Raw genomic sequence first — 19,419 nt, forward strand, 5'->3', positions numbered from 1 at the left:
TTATCCGTATGCGATACTTCGTTATCCTTCTCACCATTTTTACCGGCTCCCTAAACGCTCAAAACAACCTCTGTACGGGTGCTATTCACCTCGACACTATTTCCCAGGAAACTTCTTTCGGATTCTCCCAGCCGCCGGGGCAGGATACGGCCTGGTTCAGCTTTGTAGCCACAGGACAATGCATGAACCTGGCGGTTGAGCCGCCTAACATCCTTTCGGATACTGCTCATTTTCATAACCTTACCTTAAATGCCTGTACCATCCTGAAATTATTGTTTGGGTATGAATGCGAACTGATCTTTCCCACTGCAAATAATCTGAGAACAAGCGAGCAGAGCATACAGGAAAAAAACGCGGAGAATGAATACCTGGGAAATTGTTTTCCAAACCCTGCCCGGGATAAGGTGTTTATCCCCTATTCACTCCCTTCAGGCAGCGGCGGGTACATACGGGTAACAGAGCTGAGCGGAAAGATTTTATCAGAAACGGTAATAAAAGAAGGAGCTCATACCCTTGAGCTGAATGTTTCGGCATTGCAGTCCGGGGTGTATCTCCATGAAATGGAGATAGACGGAGAAATTGTTTCCAAACGTAAACTGGTAGTAATAAAATAATCATGAAAACAACTATTAGCGCATTTTTTCTTGTTCTGTTTCAAACCTTGTCATCGCAGCAATGGTTTTCTGTTAACAATAATAATACAGACACCTATCCATCCTGTCTCGGAGTATTTAGCGGAAAACTGACAGCCGCAGGATATTTTAGTCAAATTGGCGGGGTTAATGCAAGCAGGGTGGCTTGCTATAATGGGAACTGGGCAGCAATGGGTACTGGAACTACCAGCGGAATACCATTGGCCATGACTGAGTATAATGGTGAGCTTTATGCAGGTGGAAATTTTATTGATATGGGCGGTGCTCCTTCCACAATAATCATTGCCCGATGGGACGGTTCACAGTGGAAAACCGCAGGAAATGCACAAGCATCAGGCTGGGTTTACTCCCTCTGCGTTTACAACGGAGAACTCTATGCGGGGGGAGATTTTACGGTAATGGGCGGAGTACCCTGCAACCGCATAGCCAAATGGAACGGCACAAACTGGAGCGCGGTGGGCAGCGGTGTTACTGGGAGCATTCCTACAGTTTATGCCATGAGCGTTTACAACGGAAAACTATACGTTGGTGGCATGTTCAACAACGCCGGTGGTGTTACCGCTTACAACATTGCCCGCTGGGATGGAATGCAATGGGATAGCGTAGCGGCGGGATTGACCGGGGCTGTTGGTGCAATGGTTGCAGATACTATTCGAAATTTTTTATATGCAGGTGGGGGTTTCGGAGCATCTGGTGTAACTCCTTTACTTGGAGTTGGAGCATGGAATGATACTATTTGGTCAGCCATGGGTACGGATAGTGTTCCTGCAGGAGAATCATTAGAGATGTATAATGGTGACCTGTATGCATCTGGAGTTGCGGGATGGACCATCTATAATGGCGACACCATTAAATTTTTAGCCAAATGGGACGGGAACGATTGGAGCTCTGTTTCTGATTTCAATGCAACAATTTTAGATATTAAAGCATTCAGCGGTAATTTATATGTAGTGGGAGGTTTCACCCAGGTAGACACCAGCACCATCAAATACATCGCCTGCATGGGGCCAAATTGCTTAACGGTGGGGATTAACAATTTGAATGAAGATACTATTTCCTGGAACATTTTTCCTAATCCCTCAGCAGAAGAAATCACCATAACATATTCAGCCATCAAGATTCAAGATTCAAAGGCGAGGCTCATGAATAACCTGGGGCAAACCATGAAGGTTATAAAGTTAGAGGAAGGATCAGAAGAAATGAACATTAAGGTTAGTGATTTAAGCCCGGGGATTTATTTTGTTTGCATGGAGCAGGAAGACGTAATCACAAAAAGTAAAAAACTAATCATAGTCCGATGAAACAATTAGCCCTTTTGTTCCTTTTATTCTTGATTCTTGAATCTTTTTCCCAGTCCACCAACATCCTTTCCACCAATCCGCTGGCAGAGCAGATCATGCTTGGAAACTACAATCCCGCCACCTACGCACAAGTCACACCCATTACGCACCCCGACAGTATCAGCCGGAAAATTAATCAGTGGGTCAATCCGGATTCTCTTAAAGCCTATATCATTCAGCTTTCTACCTTTCGCAACCGGAATACCGGAGCAGATACACTAAGCAATATAACGGGGGTGGGCGCTGCCAGACGCTGGGTCTATTCCAAATTTCAGCAGTTTTCCGCCTCCAGCGAAAACAGACTCATTCCATCGTATCTGCAATTCAACCAGAGTATCTGTTCCATGAGCCAGCACCGGAACATATTTTGTGTGCTCCCCGGAAGCGACACTACAGATAAATCCATTCTGCTCATTGAAGGGCACATCGACAGCCGATGTGAAGGCTCCTGCGACATCAACTGCAATGCACAAGGAATTGAAGACAATGCCAGCGGAACAGCATTAGTAATGGAATTAGCCCGTGTGATGTCTAAATTTACATTCAAACATACGATTGTTTTTGTAGCTACTATCGGCGAAGAGCAAGGGCTGTACGGCGCAGAAGCATTTGCTGATTACGTGCAGCAAAAAGGAATTCTGATGAAAGCCGTACAGAATAACGATGTGATTGGCGGGATTATATGCGGACAAACATCCTCCCCTCCCTCCTGCCCTTTCCTGAACCATATTGACTCCACCAACGTCCGTCTTTTCTCCTACGGAAGTTTTAACTCGCCTCATAAAGGATACTGCCGATTTATCAAACTGGAATACAAGGAACAGCTGATTCCGTACCTCGCTTATCCTAACATCATCAATATTATGAGTCCGGAAGACCGTACCGGCAGGGGCGGCGATCACATTCCTTTCCGACAGCACAACTATACTGCCATGCGTCTTACCTCCGCCAATGAACACGGAGATGCCAATGTCAGCAACATGAGTTATGCCGACAGGCAGCATACCACACGGGATACATTAGGAGTAGATACGAACAACGACCAGGTGGTGGACAGCTTTTTTGTTGATTTCAATTATCTGAAGCGAAATGCCGTGATCAACGGAAATGCCCTTGCCATGTGCGCACTTGGCCCGAAGCAACCCGATTTTCAGGTGACTGCTATAGGAGTGAACCAGATCCGGGTGCAGGTCACCCAGCAAACTCAGTATGGGCAATACCGCGTCGGAATCCGAACCTCTACGCACGACTGGGATACTGTTTTTACAATGACCAATACACTGATTGATACTTTCACGGTGGTGCCGCCGACTAATTTCAACATTTATGTGCAGGTAATGTCGGTGGATGCAGATTCTGTAGAAAGCGTGCCGTCTGTGGAACGACTCATCAACGTAAGCAGCACCGGTGATGTACTGCACGGCTCAAAAGACATAGAGCTGATGTACAACAAACCGAATCCCTTTGACGAAGCCACCTGGCTCACGTTCTATTCAACCAGGGGCGGTATAAAAGGAACCCTGTTTATACATGATATCGCTGGAAAGGAACTTCGAAGAATAATCGTACAGATCAATGCCGGCATGAATGAGGTGCTTTATGAACATGGATATGGAATGACCGGCATTCTTACCTGGAAGCTGGAGGTAGAAGGAAAAACGGTGGGAAGCAGAACCATGACTTTCGCGAACTGATTCCTGAAAGGCATTGATTATATCCTTCTTATAATCAAACACTTATAACTCATTCCCGCCCGGAAACGGAACTCGGGCTGCTATATAAAATCTTCATCCTCAGCTTGGTAATAGGCGCAGATTGGCTATCTTTGCCGGCCTAAATAAAGAAAAACAAAAACCGGCGGAAGGTCCGCCAAAATGATCAAACCAATGTATCTGACCACAGAAAAAAAGAAAGATTTCTTCAAGAAGCACGGAGGGAACGAAAAGAACAGCGGAGCTGCCGAAGCGCAGATCGCGCTTTTCACCCATCGTATCAATCATCTCACGAGTCACCTCGAATCCAAAAAGAAGGACATGAACACCCAGCGTTCCCTCATCAATCTGGTGGGAAAGCGCAAGAGCCTGCTGGACTACCTTCGTCGTACGGACATTACCCGCTACCGTGCGATCATCAAGGAACTTGATATCCGCAAATAATAAATGTTGTTAAAGTAAGTTCCCACCATGCACCCTCGCGGTGCTTTTGGCGCTTACTTCTATTTTACCCTTAAAAAAAAGAAAATGAATCCCATTTCACATACCATTGATTTAGGAGACGGACGTACCGTGATCCTCGAGACAGGAAAACTTGCCAAGCAGGCTGATGGCGCCGTTGTACTTCGTTGCGGCAATACCATGCTGCTTGCTACCGCTGTGTCTGCAAAAAATGCAAAAGACGGCGTTGACTTCATGCCGCTCACCGTTGATTATCAGGAAAAATTTGCCGCAACAGGAAGATATCCCGGCGGATTCTTCAAACGGGAAGCAAAACTCTCGGATTATGAGGTACTAATCTGTCGCCTCGTGGACCGTGCCTTACGGCCGCTCTTCCCTGATAACTACCATGCAGATACGCAGGTGATGATCTCCCTGATTTCCGGCGACAGGAACCAGTTACCGGACTGTTTCTGCTGTTTGGCTGCCTCCGCTGCCCTCGAGCTCTCCGACATTCCGTTCAATGGCCCCATCAGTGAAGTTAGAGTATCACGGATCAACGGGGAGTTCCGGATTAACCCGACCATCTCCGACATGGAGAATTCGGACATTGATATGATCGTGGCCGCATCAGAGAAGGACATTGTGATGGTGGAAGGAGAAATGAAAGAAATTGCAGAACACGATATGATCGCTGCGATCAAGTTTGCGCATGAGGCCATCCGGAAGCAGATCTTCGCCATTAAGGAATTTGCCAAAAAAGCAGGAAAAGGAAAAAAGAGGGAATACTCCCACGAAACACATGACGAGACCCTTCGCGAGAAGGTAAAGAAAGAACTCTACGCGAAGGCGTATGCCGTAGCACAGTCTGCCAACCCCAACAAATCCGAACGCAAGGAAGCATTTGGTAAGGCACTGGAAGAATTCCTCTCCTCCTACAGCGAAGAAGAAAGAGCTAAGGTGGAATCACTGGCGAAACGGTATTACCACGATGTGGAAAAGGATGCCATGCGGAACGCGGTGCTGGATAAAGGCGTTCGACTGGACGGCAGAAAAACCACAGATATTCGTCCCATCTGGTGCGAGGTGGATTATCTTCCATCTGCACACGGCTCTGCACTCTTTACACGCGGAGAGACCCAGTCGCTTACCAGCGTTACGCTGGGTACCAAGATGGACACGCTTACCATAGACGGAGCTATTTTACAGGGATCCAATAATTTCTTCCTGCATTACAATTTTCCCGGGTTTTCCACAGGAGAAGTGAAGCCCAACCGCGGCACTTCCCGCCGTGAAACCGGACACGGGAACCTGGCACAGCGAGCCCTCAAGCGGGTAATCCCTTCAGAAAATCCGTACACCATCCGCATCGTTTCCGATATCCTCGAATCCAACGGAAGCTCCTCGATGGCTACTGTATGCGCAGGAACACTCGCCCTCATGGATTGCGGTGTCCAGATTAAAAAACCGGTATCCGGTATCGCAATGGGTCTGATAACAGACAATAAGACCAAACGCTTCGCCATTCTTTCAGATATTCTCGGCGATGAAGATCACCTGGGAGACATGGATTTCAAGGTATGCGGCACCGAAAACGGAATTGTTGCCTGCCAAATGGATCTGAAGGTAGACGGGCTTCCCTACGAAGTAATGGAACAGGCACTGGAACAGGCCAAGCGCGGCCGTATGCACATCCTGAAAGAAATGACAAAAGCCATTGAAAAACCACGGGAAGATTACAAGCCCCATGCGCCCCGACTCATCCAGATCACTATACCCAAGGAATTCATCGGCGCTGTGATCGGGCCGGGCGGCAAAGTGATACAGGAAATGCAGCGCGAAACCAATACCGTGATCGTGATCGAAGAAAAAGACGGCGTTGGAATGATCGACATTGCTTCCGATAATAAAGAAGGTATTGACGCGGCACTGAAACGCATCAAAGCCATCACTGCGGTTCCGGAAGTAGGCGAAGTCTACGAAGGAAAAGTAAAAAGTATCCTCAACTTCGGCGCGTTTGTGGAATTCATGCCAGGCAAGGACGGACTCCTGCACATCAGCGAAGTAGAACACCGACGCCTGGAATCCCTCGACGGGGTTCTTAAAGAAGGAGACCGCATACAGGTAAAACTGATAGGGGTAGATCCCAAGACCGGAAAAGTGAAACTTTCCCGGAAGGCCCTGCTCCCTAAACCCGAAAAGCAAAGCTAAAACGCGGAAATTATTATCTTAGTCCTTACCTGGTCCGATATGGAATACAACACACAACAGCCTCACCTTACTCTGGCAGAATACGGCCGGCACGTACACAAGATGGTAATGCACTGCAAGGCCATTAAAAACAGGGATGAGCGAAACCGCTGTGCAAATTCCATCATCACCGTAATGGGAACCCTGAATCCGCAACTAAGAGATGTACCTGATTTCAAACACAAATTGTGGGATCATCTTTTTGTAATGGCCGACTTTGATCTCGATGTGGATGCTCCCTATACGAAACCCAGCAGGGAGACATTCCAGTCGAAACCCGATCGGATGAAATATCCCTCCCTCGACATTCGCTACAAGCACTACGGACGCATTGTGGAAAAGCTGATTAACGAAGGTGCCGAAATGCCGGACGGCGACATGAAGAAGTATTTTGTAGAGTTGCTCGCCAACCTTATGAAACGGCACTACCTGAACTGGAACCGCGACAGTGTGAACGATGAAGTGATTGTGCAGCACCTAAAAGAACTCTCCAAAGGAAAACTGAAACTGGATGAGTCATTTAATTTCAAGGCTACTCAGGATATCATAATTCAGAACAAGCAACGGCCTCAGCAGGGCAGTGGCTTCGGAGGGAAAAAACAATTTCACAAACGCGGCAAATTCCGTAAAAAGTACTGAGATGCGTGTCGTCCTCCTGTGCCTGACCCTCGTTCTCCTTTCCTGCGACGGTGGTGATATTGATAAAGTTAAACCCGGGATGACCCAGCAGCAAGTGATCGAAATTATGGGTAACCCTGACGAGGTATTTCCCGCCAGCCGTATGGGCAACGATGGCACTGTTGAAAGTATTACGCTCTGGCAATACGGATCCAACCAGGGCCTTATCTGGAAAGACGGACAGGTACAGGAAGTAATTCCTGATTTGGATGCCCTTATGCGCGAACTTCAGAACGCTCCGTAATATGGCCATTTTCGAAATCACCGGAGGTAAAAAACTAAAAGGGGAAGTGCTGCCGCAGGGCGCCAAGAACGAAGCGCTGCAGGTTATTTCCGCCGTACTTCTCACACCGGAAAAAGTTACGATCAGCAATATCCCCGATATCGTGGATGTGAACAAACTGATCCAATTGCTGCGCGACCTGGGAGTAAAAGTAGAAAAGAGCGGTCATGAACAATACACCTTTCAGGCAGATCATGTGAATATTGATCACCTGAATTCGGAAGAATTCAGAACAAAGGGAGGCGGACTCCGCGGTTCGGTGATGATCATCGGCCCGCTGCTTGCCCGTTACGGAAAAGGATATATTCCAAAACCCGGTGGCGACAAGATCGGCCGAAGGAGAATGGACACGCACTTTATCGGATTCCAGACACTCGGAGCAAAATTTATTTACGACAACAAAAGCGAGTTTTATAAGGTGGAGGCCTCTGACCTGAAAGGAGCATACATGCTGCTGGACGAAGCCTCGGTAACCGGTACAGCCAACATTCTTATGGCCGCTGTGATGGCAAAAGGAACCACGATTATCTACAATGCCGCCTGTGAACCTTACCTGCAGCAACTGTGCAAGATGCTCAACCGTATGGGAGCAAAAATATCCGGCATCGGTTCCAACCTGCTGACCATCGAGGGCGTCAGAGAATTGAAAGGCACCGAACACCGCTGCCTGCCCGATATGATAGAAGTGGGAAGTTTTATCGGGCTGGCCGCCATGACCCAGGGCGAGATCACAATAAAAAATGTTTCCTGGGAAAATCTGGGTGTTATTCCCAATACGTTCCGGCGATTGGGCATCCGGATTGAACAGCGCGGCGATGATATGTTCATCCCTTCGCAGGAATCCTATGAGATAGAAACGTTCATTGACGGTTCTATCATGACCATCGCAGACGCACCATGGCCGGGATTTACTCCCGACCTGATCTCTATTGTGCTCGTAACCGCCACACAGGCTAAAGGAAGTGTGCTGATTCATCAGAAAATGTTTGAAAGCCGCCTTTTCTTTGTAGATAAACTGATTGATATGGGTGCACAGATCATTCTGTGTGACCCCCACCGGGCAACAGTGATCGGACTGGGAAGAAAATACAACCTGCGCGGAATTTCCATGGCCTCTCCCGACATCCGCGCCGGCGTATCCCTTCTGATAGCAGCACTTTCCGCTGAAGGAAAAAGTACCATCTTCAATATCAACCAGATCGATCGCGGATATCAGAATATTGACACGCGACTCAAATCTCTGGGTGCCCTTATTACCCGGAAAGAGTAATAACATTGTTTAACGCCTTGCTTGCCACTTTGGCCTTATCTTTGCTCCGATGACAGACTACCGACCCCGGATGAAAACACTTCTCTATACCGTAGCGCTCACGCTCCTCTGTATTAGTCTGATGAGTACTATTTTCTCTCATCGTCAGCAAACCATTGGTCCGGCTATCGGACAAATCGCTCCGGAGATAATCGTGAAGACTCCCAAAGCGAAAAGCTTTCCTAACCCTGGAGGCAAGGGAGATATTCCTCCCGGAGATGGCATTTCAGGTTTGTTCAAAGACAGTGTACTCAAACTCTCCTCCCTGAGCGGAAACCTTGTACTCATTGACTTCTGGGCCAGCTGGTGCGGACCCTGCAGAATGGAAAACCCTGCCGTAGTGGCGGCTCACGAGAAATACAGGAATGAAACGTTTACCAATGGCAAAAAATTTATCGTTTTTAATGTTTCGCTGGACCAAACCAAAGACAAGTGGATGGCCGCAATCGAAAAAGATAAACTGAACTGGCCCTATCACGGTTCTGAGCTAAAAGGATGGAGTACCTCCGCCTCTGCTCTTTACGGCGTGTCTTCTATTCCTGCCAACTTCCTGATCAACGGCCGCGGTGTAATTATTGCCAAGAACCTTCGCGGACCCGCACTGGAGCAGGAATTGGAGAAATACCGGGTTAAAAAATAAGGGAACCGGAAATATTTTCTGCCGGCAGTAAACCCTTTTACATTTTTCACATCTATATATTGATAAATGAGAGGATTCCCCTTTTCAGGTTGGGGAAAAATCGCTATATTTGGTAGATGCAATTCCCTGCTTCTCAGATTGCTGCGTTACTGGAAGGACAGGTGGAGGGAAATCCCGACATCTCGGTTCATACGCTTACCCGCATTGAGGAAGGCGTAAAGGGAGGATTGTGCTTCCTGGAGAAAATGGAGTACGAGAAGTACCTCTATGATACCCTGGCAAGCGTTGTGATCGTGAACAGGGATTTTAAGCCCGCTCGGCCGGTTCCTTCCGGCTGCACCCTTGTACGCGTGGCTGATCCACGCGCCGCCTTCAGCAAGTTGCTGGAAATGTATGCCAAAACCCGCGTTCCCAAAGCGGGCATTGCTGCTTCGGCCGTAGTAGCCCCTTCTGCCCAGGTCGGTGAGAATGTATTTATTGGAGATCTCACCTACATCGGGGAAAATGTGCGCATCGGCAAGAACAGCAGGATCTATCAGGGAGTGATGATCGCAGATAATGTAAAGATCGGGGATGACTGCCTTCTCTATCCCGGCACACGCATCTACGCCGACTCTGTTCTGGGAAATCACGTAACACTGCACGCCGGGGTTGTAATCGGCGGAGACGGGTTCGGATTTTTTCCCAATGCGGAAAATAATTATTCCAAGATTCTCCACCTCGGCAACGTAATCATAGAAGATCACGTGGAAATTGGTGCCAATACCACAATCGACCGTGCCACCCTGGGCTCCACCCTTATCCGAAAGGGTGCCAAGCTGGACAATCTTATTCAGATAGGCCACAATGCGGAGGTAGGTGAGAATACGGTGATCGTAGCTCAAACCGGTATCGCCGGAAGCACCAAGATCGGAAAGAACTGCATGATCGGTGGCCAGGTTGGGATTGTAGGACATCTCCGCATTGCCGACGGCACGAAGATCGCCGCTCAGTCCGGTGTTACACAAAACATCACAGAACCCAATACAACCATTCAGGGTTCACCGGCTTTTTCCATCGGAGAATACAAGCGGTCCTATGTTCATTTCAGGAACTTCCCCGAAATTGCTAAAAGAATCAAGGACCTGGAAGGACTTCTTCAGGAATTAAAGTCCCTGCAGGAAAGCAAGTAATTCCACTTTCATTTAATTCCGGGATTCCTCCTACCTTTGACCCATGCCAAATCAACGTACCCTTAAGCAGCCGGTGAGTGTGAAAGGCGTTGGACTGCATACCGGAAAGGTGTGCACCCTCACGCTTAACCCGGCTCCGGAAAACACGTGGTTCGTTTTCCGCAGAACCGACCTGGAAGGATGCCCGTCCATTCTCGCTGATGCCGATAATGTGAAGGATACTGCCCGCGGAACCAAACTGGAGCAGAACGGGGCCTCCATCAGCACCACAGAGCATGTGCTGGCCGCATTGCTCGGAATGGAAGTAGACAACTGTTTTATTGATGTGGACGGCCCCGAAGTACCCATCCTCGACGGCAGTTCCAAACCGTTTGTGCACGCGATCGAAAAAGCGGGTATAGCCGAGCAGAATGCCGAAAGAGTATATTTTGAACTGAAACACAATCTCACCTTTGAAGATCCTCAAAAAAAGGTGGAGATGCTTGCCGTACCTCAGGACGACTTCCGCATCACCGTAATGGTGGATTACAACAGCGACCTCCTAGGAACGCAACATGCCAGCATGTACCATCTGAAAGAGTTCAAGGATCAGATCTCCATGTGCCGGACTTTTGTGTTTCTGCATGAGCTGGAAATGCTGCTGCAGCATAACCTCATTAAAGGCGGCGATCTGGATAATGCCATTGTGATGGTGGATAAGCCTATCCCGGATGACCGGCTTAATCATTTGAGAAAGGTATTTAACAAGGAGAGCGTGGAAGTGAAAGGCCGGGGTGTTCTCAACAATACGAAACTGCATTTCTATAATGAGCCTGCCCGGCATAAACTGTTAGACATTGTAGGCGATCTTGCGCTGGTGGGAATGCCTGTGAAAGCGCATATTCTCGCCGCCCGTCCGGGTCATGCCGGAAATGTTTCGTTCGCAGGAAAAATCAAAGAGGTCATAAAAGCGGAAAAGTCCAGAAAAGATGAATTTCACTATGATTTGTCCGGTAAGCCGCTCTACGACATCAACGACATCATGAAGATTCTTCCCCACCGTTCGCCGTTTCTTTTCGTGGACAAGATCATGGAGATGAGCAAGGAGCACGTGGTTGGTGTAAAAAATGTGGCGATGAATGAGCCCTTTTTTGCCGGACACTTTCCGGGAGCACCTGTGATGCCGGGGGTAATACAAGTGGAAACTATGGCCCAGGTGGGAGGTGTTCTGGTTTTGAAAACCGTTCCCGACCCCGAGAATTATCTTACCTACTTCATGAAAATAGACGGGGTAAAATTCAAGCAAAAAGTGTTGCCCGGCGACACCATGGTTTTCCTCCTTCGCCTTATGGCCCCCATCCGCAGGGGCATTTGTCAGATGCGCGGGGTGGCTTATGTAAATGGAAAACCGGTGCTGGAAGCGGAGCTGATGGCACAAATCGTAAAAGTGAAAAATCCCGGTGAGCCAGCTCTCGTACATTCATCCTGACGCTAAGATCGGCAAAGGATGCCGCATTGATCCCTTCGCCGTGATTCACGAAAATACCGTGATCGGCGACGGCACATGGGTAGCCTCGGGCGCGGTAATTTTTCCCGGTGCAAGAATCGGAAAAAACTGCCGCATTTTTCCGGGAGCTTCAGTTTCCGCCATTCCTCAGGACCTCAAATTCGCAGGTGAAGAAACCACTACAGAAATCGGAGATCATACGACCATCCGTGAATGTGTGACCATTAACCGCGGCACACAGGACCGCTGGAAAACGGTTATCGGTAACCAATGCCTGCTGATGGCTTATGTTCATATCGCACACGACTGTACCCTGGGGAATAACATCATTCTTGCCAACAGTGTTAACCTTGCAGGTCATGTGCTGATCGAAGATCATGTGATACTGGAAGGTTATGTTGGCGTAAGTCAGTTCGTGCGAATCGGCGCGCATTCCTTTGTTTCCGGACAAACAGGAGTGCGGAAAAATGTGCCGCCCTTTGTGAAAGCCGCACGTGAACCCCTTTCATATGTAGGCGTAAATTCCGTAGGTCTCCGCCGCAGAGGATTCTCCAACGAATCCATTCTCGCCATCGAAGACATCTACCGGACCCTGTATGTGCGCGGACATAATGTATCCAACGCCCTCTCCATCATTGAACAGGAGGCCCCGGAATCTCCCGAAAAAGCCCAAATACTGGAGTTCATACGGAGCTCCCGGGACGGTATCATGAGGGGCATGTCCTGACCCCTTTCCCTTATTAACAATTACCTGTTTGCAACTGAGGCACTTACGCCTCAGATCGCCCCTCCTGTTGAAATAGTTTTGTGTAATGGGAGCCTTTCCCCCTATTGGGCAATTTGTCGTATTTTTATTGTGCTTAGTCTCAATTAAGTACAATCAAATCGAAAAACGATGTTGAAAACGTCCGTATTGTTTTCAGCGATGGTGATCACCACTATGGGTTCACTATCTGCCCAAACACCTACACCCGCACCGAAACCGCCGAAAGTTTATCCCTCACTGGGAATCGGCGCCGGAATGCTCACCTTCCACGGCGATGTTGGTAAGGAAAATCCTGCCAGTGCTTTCTCTGCGATCCGCAGCGGATACTCGCTATCTGTTGAACAGCGCATTAAAAACATGCTGGGAATTTCTGTCAATGTAACGATGGGTTCTCTCGGGAAAGAACAACGGTCCCAGGACACCACGCTGAACCTGAACTTCGAAACAAAGTTCAAACAGTTCGGACTCGGACTCACCTTCTATCTGGACAACGGGGCCATTATGGACGCAGAATTTCCTGTTGCCCCCTATGTATTTACAGGCTTTAACTACTTCATGGGCGATGTAAATACCGACCTGAAGGACGCAAATGGTCTGCCGTATTACTACTGGACAGATGGAAGTATCCGCGATCTTCCGGAAGCTCCCGGAAATGAATTCATCTCCCGCCATATCAAGCGCGATTACACTTTTGAGACTTCGCTGCAAAAAGGACTGACCACCTTTTCAATACCGGCCGGCTTAGGATTCAAATTGAAGGTGAACAAACATATAGAGGTGAACCTCAATACCGCCTGGCATATTACCTTTTCGGATGAAATTGATAATAAAGTTGATGCCGGTAAAGACAACTACTGGTATAACTGGGTAGGGCTCCGGTTCCACTTTGGCAATTCAGACAAGAAAGCCGAAAATGAACGATACTCCAACGTTGACTGGAAGGCCATTATGAACATGGATGAGGACGGAGACGGAGTAACAGACACAGAAGATTATTGTCAGGGTACTGAAAAGGGCGTGAAGGTAAACGGCAAAGGTTGCCCGCCCGATGCAGATGACGATGGTGTTCCGGACTACAAAGACAAAGAGGCAGATTCAAAAAAGGGAGTGGCAGTAGATGAACACGGAATCATGCTGACCGACGCCCGAATCGCGGAACTTAACAGGATCAAGGACTCACTCTCCAATGTCAGGGAACAAGTAGTGGTGGAAAAACCATCCACCGAAACCCTAAAGGAGATCGACAAACAAATTGTGGAACAGAAGAAGGTCAATGAGCAACAGCTCAAGGTCACTTCTAATATCCCGGCAGAATTTCAGTCAGCTGATACGAATAAAGACGGCATTATTTCATCTTCCGAAATCAACGGAATGATTGATGCCTTCTTTGACGGATCAACTGATTATACAGTTGAGAAAATACACCGGCTGATCGATTTCTTCTTCGAGCAGTAGGGTAGCAGGCGCGTAAGTTTCATCGCCAATGGCGAACCAGCCTGCTCCCCGAAAAAGGAAGCAGGTTCGGTCCCCCGGAATTTTAGGCATGAAACCTTAATACGCGCTATATGATAAAGTATGCTGTACTGCTGCTAAACTTTACCGGGATTCTTATTTACAATGCCTTTTTCTCGCCCGATGTAAACCTCTCCGTTAATGCCCCCAAACAGGCAGAACCCGGCCAGGAATTCACCGTGGAAGTCAATATCAAAAAGGGAAGCATAGCCGGATTTGCCCAGCTAAAAATGGAACTGCCGGGCGGTTTCACCGCTGCGCCAGGTGAAAAGGGAGGAGCTGACTTTAAAATGAGCGGTACCACCGTACGATTCACCTGGACCAGTCTTCCTTCGCAGGAAGAAATTAAGGTAAGCCTGAAGCTTACACCGCCGCAGGGTAATACGGGAAAAGTGACGCTTTCCGGCAAATTCTCCTACCTGGTAGATAATAACAAGACCTTCGCAGACATTCCTCCAATCGAAATCGAAATAGGCAAAACAGAAACGGTTTCAGCTCCTCCGCCTCCCGACCCTCAGCCCACCACCACCACCACCAATACGCCGCCGGAGAATAACACCCCACCTCCCCCTGACACCACTCCCACTACTACTACTAATAATACTACCCCCGACCCTCCTCCCACCGGCGATCAGAAAAGCTCCGCTCCTCCTGTGAACGTTACCGCATCAAGAAAACTACCCGGTGAAGTGAAAGCCGGCGAAGAGTTTCTGGTTGAAGTAACGATCAATAAAGGCGGATTAAAAGGTTTCGCACGCTTTCAGGATGTGATTCCGGAAGGACTCACTGCATTAGCAGCAGAATCCAGAGGGGGATCCTTCAGTTTTCTGGATCAGAAAGTGAAAATTGTTTGGGAGAATGTTCCCTCGGATGAAACATTCACCATTACTTATAAACTTCGCCCGGATGCCTCTGCCTCCGGCTCACTTACTATTGAAGGCGTTTTCTCTTACGTTGAGAACGATGAACCTAAGAAGATCATCCTCACTCCTTCATTCGTTAACGTAACGCGCGAGTCCTCCACCAACACGGTGACCACTACCACAAATACAAGCCAAAATAATCCCAACAACACCACTACACCACCTGACACTACTAACACTAACACCACTACTACTACTACTAATAATAATACCACTACTATTACTACCCCCGACCCTCCTCCCACCAATACCAATGTTGCTTACAAAGTCCAGATATGCGCCCTGCGGAGTACAGCACCGGATAACACCTATTTTCAAAACCGGTATGGTATCACGGAAAACATCAATTGGGAAAATCACGAAGGATGGACCAAGCTCACCGTGGGAAAATTCAACACCTATAAAGGAGCCAGGGATCACCGCAATGGTATTAGGAATAAGGGTGTTGGAGATGCTTTCGTAACTGCTTATAACTCCGGCACCAGGATTACCGTACAAGAAGCATTGATGATCACGAAGCAGCAGTGGTATCAGTAATTTACTGCTTCGTCGACACTTTTTTGACAATCAACTGATTTTGAGGGAATTTGACCTTCGTTGATTATCTTTGTAGTACGATGTCGCCCGGTATTTTCTTACGGATATTGCCATTGCTTTGCATGTTCTCCGCTCACGCACAGGACAGCACAAGTCATTCCGGCTCCTCCCGTTTCCCGGTAACTTCAAAAGATTCTCTTCCACCGGTTGATTCCGGATTTATTTTCAAACCCGTGGTGGGAGCAGGAGTGGGAATGTTCACCTGGTATGGAGACATCAATAATAAAGCACTTGTTCTGCCGCAAACCTCCAGGATCGGATACGAACTGAGTCTTTCCCAGAACCTGAGTCCCGCCTTCAACCTCCGGCTGTGTGCACTCTTCGGACAAGTAGGTGCCAACGAACGCAGCATTGAACGAAACCTGAATTTCCAGAGTCATATCCGAATGGGAGGTTTGGCACTCACCTATAATTTTGATCATCTGCTGAAAGATACCCGCTCCACAGAACCTTGGATTTCCGTCGGATTTGAATCATTCGAGTTTTTATCTAAAACCGATTTATATGACCGGGCAGGGAACAGGTATTATTTCTGGTCCGACGGCTCCATCATGAATATGGACGAAAACGATCCCTTCGCTCCTACCGCCATTCCCCTTTCCCGCGATTATATTTATGAATCCGACATCCGCGAACTGAATCTGGACGGCTTCGGAAAATATCCAGAACGATCCTTCGCGTACACCGCCGGTGCAGGAATTAATCTCAAACTGCATAAGCAGATGATTATGAAACTGGGAGCAGTCTGGCATTTCACACTCACAGATTATGTGGATGGTGTTGCCGGGAACGGCACAGGCATCCGAAAAGGAGATGTGAAAAACGACCGCTTCCTTATGTCGTCCGTCTCGCTGCATTATGAATTCAAACAGAAAAACCGGAAGGGAGGAAAAAACAATCCCGACTTCTCTGATGTTGATTGGTTTGCACTTGACATGGAAGACCGGGACGGCGACGGCGTAAAAGATCCGCAGGACTCCTGCCAGTTCACTCCCCCCGGAGTGGCCGTTGACAACAAAGGTTGTCCGCTGGACGGAGATGAAGACCTTGTGCCAGACTACATGGATGAAGAAATGAACTCTGCTCCGGGAGCCATCGTGGATGAATACGGTGTAACCATTCCCGATTCCGTTCTTGAGAAACGCTGGCTGGTCTACTCTGATTCTACGGGTGAATTTATTGAGAGGAATGTTGTGATTCTTGCTACACAAAGCGTAGGAGGATTCGGCGGCATCACACTTAAGAAACGGGAATTCACTGTGCAGGTAGCTCAATACAGCGGCGGAGTACCTCTGGAGATAATGGAAAAACTGCTGGGCATTTCTGATGTTAAATCAAATATCCTTTCTGACTCCTCTACCGTTTACACTGCGGGCTCCTTTAATTCCATTGACGTGGCGAATCAGCGAAAAGAGGAAATAAAAAATACGGGCTTTAAAGACGCACGGGTAATTTATATTGAGAATGGAAAGATCTACGACCTTAACAAGGTTTACAAAGATCCATCACCCACTAATCCCACTAACCCTACTAACCCTACTAACCCTACTAACCCTACTAACCCTACTAACCCTACTAACCCTACTAACCCTACTAACCCTACTAATCCTACTAACCCTACTAATCCCACTAACCCTACTAATCCCACTAACCCTACTAACCCTACTAACCCTACCAATCCCGTTATACCTCCCGAATTGAATAAACCGGGTATTATTTACAGAGTTCAGATAGGTGCGTTAAAGACCAAGGTGTCTGCCTCCTCTTTCAATTCATCCGAGGGCGTGATTACTTTAAAAACTGAGAATGGCTATTATAAATATCTCACCGGCAGCTTCGACAACTTTGAAGATGCCAGTGTTTTGCGTAAAAAAATGATTGCAAACGGGTACAAAGATGCCTTTGTGGTTGTGTACAAAGACGGAAAGCGGGTAAGCCTGGAGAGTGTAGGAGTGAAGCAGCCAATGCAGCACACGAATGATCCAACGCCACCGGTGAATACCGACACTTCCAAAAAAGATAAGAGCAAAGTAGTTTTCCGGATACAGCTGGGAGTTTTTAAAGGAGAACCTCCTGCAGATGTTACTCAGCGGATCAACAAGGTACCGGGGGTGAGCAAACAGACCACCTCGTCGGGGTTAAACCAGTACCTGAGCGGTAATTATAACGATTACAAGGCCGCGCAGCTGTTCCGCGACGAGGTAATAGATAAATATGGTTTCAAGGATGCCTTTATCCTTGCCTTTTATGATAATCAGCTGATTTCCATTAAAGAAGCTCTTGATATATTGAAATAGTATGGGTAAGTTTTTGATATTTTTTTCCTGAACCCCGTGTCCATTTGGGTTACCTTTGCATATATGGCATTTTCTTTGATATTCACACGTAATACCTGACCTCATGAAAAAGACCGTACTTTTTTCCGCCCTGGCCTTCGGCCTCCTCTTCTCTGCAGAATCTTTTGCGCAGGATCCCACTGTGAAGCAAGACAACAAGGTGGTAAATCCCGAGAAGAAAGACGAGGAGAAGAATAAAGAGAAGAATACCACCGACCGCGGCACTTCCGAAAAAATGTCAATCGGAGAAGAAGGTGATTCCAATGACACGAAGAAAAAGAGCACCACCAGCGATGGTAAGAGCTCCAAAAATCCCGTGGTAACTCCGAATACTACCCGTAATCCCAAAAAGAACTGATGATGTTCCGTATACTTCCGGCTCTGTTGGTTTTTCTATCCTTCTCCGCCTTCTCACAGGTGAAGTTCGGGGATGTGATCAGAGATACCAAAACGAAGGTGAATACGGTAAAAAATACAAAGCAAAAAGTTGATCCGATCGTTGAGAAGAAGGAAGAAACACCTCAGGAAACACCTCAGGACACCACCAAAAAAAAGAACGATCCGGTAAAAACAGACGGCCAGAAGACTGATAATCTGGCCATAGGCGAAGAAGGCGACGAAAAGAACAAAGACGGTAAGGGCGGTAAAGTGAAGCAAAGCAAAGAATTTATTAAGGACTCCAAAGGATCTCCTAACGGAACCACCACCCCGCCTCCCAGTGGTAATCTCGTGGATCCCAACAGCCAGAAGAAAAGCATGGCCATTGGAGATGAGGGCGCAGAGGATGAAAAGAAGAAGGGAAACAAGTCAAAAAGCACCGATAATAACACGGTGAATCCAAAGTAATTCTTGTCTGTACGTTTTCTGAGTTTGGTCGACAAAAAATGTGGACTCACTGGCATTTTTTGGCTATTTTTACATGTCTGAATAAAGGTCTTTAAATGAGCCGTAAAAACACCATCCTGATTGCAGAGGATGAGCCGATGATGCTCAAGGTGCTTGAATTTAAACTGAGGAAGGACGGATATGAAGTGATGACAGCCTCCAACGGTAAAGACGCTATTGAAAAAATTAAAAACACTCCTCCTGACCTGTTGATCACCGACATGACCCTGCCCTTTTTCAACGGACTTGAGATCATTGATTATGTCAGGAAGAATGGCACCCCCCGGCTTCCTGTCATCATACTGACGGATGTGGATAAAGAGGCGGTTATCCTGGAGGCGTTTAAGACCGGTGCAAATGATTTCATTACCAAGCCATTTTCTCCCAACGAACTTTCCATTCGCGTAAAGCGATACCTCTCCGAAGTCTGATCCCT

Annotated in this window: 18 protein-coding genes; all 18 read left to right on the forward strand. The window is 47.7% G+C overall.

Annotated features, from left to right (window positions below; all coding sequences use genetic code 11):
• The first annotated feature begins 8 nt into the window (after nt 1–8).
• Nucleotides 9–614 carry a T9SS type A sorting domain-containing protein gene (locus IT233_03220; protein MCC7301631.1) on the forward strand — a complete coding sequence of 202 codons (606 nt, stop codon included), beginning with the start codon at nt 9–11 and terminating at the stop codon, nt 612–614.
• A gap of 2 nt (nt 615–616) precedes the next feature.
• On the forward strand, nt 617–1,954 hold the full coding sequence (locus IT233_03225) for a T9SS type A sorting domain-containing protein (GenBank protein MCC7301632.1): 1,338 nt from the start codon (nt 617–619) through the stop codon (nt 1,952–1,954).
• On the forward strand, nt 1,951–3,687 hold the full coding sequence (locus tag IT233_03230; GenBank protein MCC7301633.1) for a M28 family peptidase: 1,737 nt from the start codon (nt 1,951–1,953) through the stop codon (nt 3,685–3,687). The genes IT233_03225 and IT233_03230 overlap by 4 nt, the downstream gene beginning before the upstream one ends.
• Before the next feature lie 192 nt (nt 3,688–3,879).
• The gene (rpsO, locus tag IT233_03235; protein ID MCC7301634.1) at nt 3,880–4,149 is read left to right on the forward strand and encodes a 30S ribosomal protein S15; all 270 of its coding nucleotides are present in this window, start codon (nt 3,880–3,882) and stop codon (nt 4,147–4,149) included.
• A gap of 84 nt (nt 4,150–4,233) precedes the next feature.
• Entirely contained in the window at nt 4,234–6,357 is a 2,124-nt protein-coding gene (gene pnp, locus IT233_03240; GenBank protein ID MCC7301635.1) for a polyribonucleotide nucleotidyltransferase, read from the forward strand.
• Nucleotides 6,358–6,396: 39 nt separating this feature from the next.
• Nucleotides 6,397–7,035 carry a DUF4290 domain-containing protein gene (locus IT233_03245; GenBank protein MCC7301636.1) on the forward strand — a complete coding sequence of 213 codons (639 nt, stop codon included), beginning with the start codon at nt 6,397–6,399 and terminating at the stop codon, nt 7,033–7,035.
• A gap of 1 nt (nt 7,036) precedes the next feature.
• Nucleotides 7,037–7,318, forward strand: coding sequence for an outer membrane protein assembly factor BamE (gene bamE, locus IT233_03250; GenBank protein MCC7301637.1), 282 nt, complete (start codon nt 7,037–7,039; stop codon nt 7,316–7,318).
• A 1-nt stretch (nt 7,319) separates the two neighbouring features.
• Nucleotides 7,320–8,627, forward strand: coding sequence for a UDP-N-acetylglucosamine 1-carboxyvinyltransferase (murA, locus tag IT233_03255; GenBank protein MCC7301638.1), 1,308 nt, complete (start codon nt 7,320–7,322; stop codon nt 8,625–8,627).
• A gap of 49 nt (nt 8,628–8,676) precedes the next feature.
• The gene (locus IT233_03260) at nt 8,677–9,306 is read left to right on the forward strand and encodes a TlpA family protein disulfide reductase (GenBank protein MCC7301639.1); all 630 of its coding nucleotides are present in this window, start codon (nt 8,677–8,679) and stop codon (nt 9,304–9,306) included.
• A gap of 116 nt (nt 9,307–9,422) precedes the next feature.
• On the forward strand, nt 9,423–10,478 hold the full coding sequence (gene lpxD / locus IT233_03265) for a UDP-3-O-(3-hydroxymyristoyl)glucosamine N-acyltransferase (protein ID MCC7301640.1): 1,056 nt from the start codon (nt 9,423–9,425) through the stop codon (nt 10,476–10,478).
• A 43-nt stretch (nt 10,479–10,521) separates the two neighbouring features.
• A complete protein-coding gene (locus tag IT233_03270) occupies nt 10,522–11,946 on the forward strand; it encodes a bifunctional UDP-3-O-[3-hydroxymyristoyl] N-acetylglucosamine deacetylase/3-hydroxyacyl-ACP dehydratase (protein ID MCC7301641.1) in 1,425 nt (474 codons plus the stop codon).
• Complete coding sequence (lpxA, locus tag IT233_03275) at nt 11,918–12,691, forward strand: acyl-ACP--UDP-N-acetylglucosamine O-acyltransferase (protein MCC7301642.1); 774 nt, start codon at nt 11,918–11,920, stop codon at nt 12,689–12,691. Before IT233_03270 ends, lpxA begins: the two co-directional genes overlap by 29 nt.
• A gap of 168 nt (nt 12,692–12,859) precedes the next feature.
• Nucleotides 12,860–14,185 carry a hypothetical protein gene (locus tag IT233_03280; GenBank protein MCC7301643.1) on the forward strand — a complete coding sequence of 442 codons (1,326 nt, stop codon included), beginning with the start codon at nt 12,860–12,862 and terminating at the stop codon, nt 14,183–14,185.
• A gap of 110 nt (nt 14,186–14,295) precedes the next feature.
• Nucleotides 14,296–15,702, forward strand: a complete 1,407-nt coding sequence (locus tag IT233_03285) for a hypothetical protein (protein MCC7301644.1) — start codon at nt 14,296–14,298, stop codon at nt 15,700–15,702.
• An 80-nt stretch (nt 15,703–15,782) separates the two neighbouring features.
• Nucleotides 15,783–18,059, forward strand: coding sequence for an SPOR domain-containing protein (locus IT233_03290; protein MCC7301645.1), 2,277 nt, complete (start codon nt 15,783–15,785; stop codon nt 18,057–18,059).
• 103 nt (nt 18,060–18,162) lie between these two features.
• Nucleotides 18,163–18,456, forward strand: coding sequence for a hypothetical protein (locus tag IT233_03295; protein MCC7301646.1), 294 nt, complete (start codon nt 18,163–18,165; stop codon nt 18,454–18,456).
• A 2-nt stretch (nt 18,457–18,458) separates the two neighbouring features.
• Complete coding sequence (locus IT233_03300) at nt 18,459–18,944, forward strand: hypothetical protein (GenBank protein ID MCC7301647.1); 486 nt, start codon at nt 18,459–18,461, stop codon at nt 18,942–18,944.
• A 95-nt stretch (nt 18,945–19,039) separates the two neighbouring features.
• Complete coding sequence (locus IT233_03305; protein ID MCC7301648.1) at nt 19,040–19,414, forward strand: response regulator; 375 nt, start codon at nt 19,040–19,042, stop codon at nt 19,412–19,414.
• Nucleotides 19,415–19,419 lie beyond the last annotated feature (5 nt).

The organism is Bacteroidia bacterium (assembly GCA_020852255.1).
GTDB lineage: Bacteria > Bacteroidota > Bacteroidia > JADZBD01 > JADZBD01 > JADZBD01.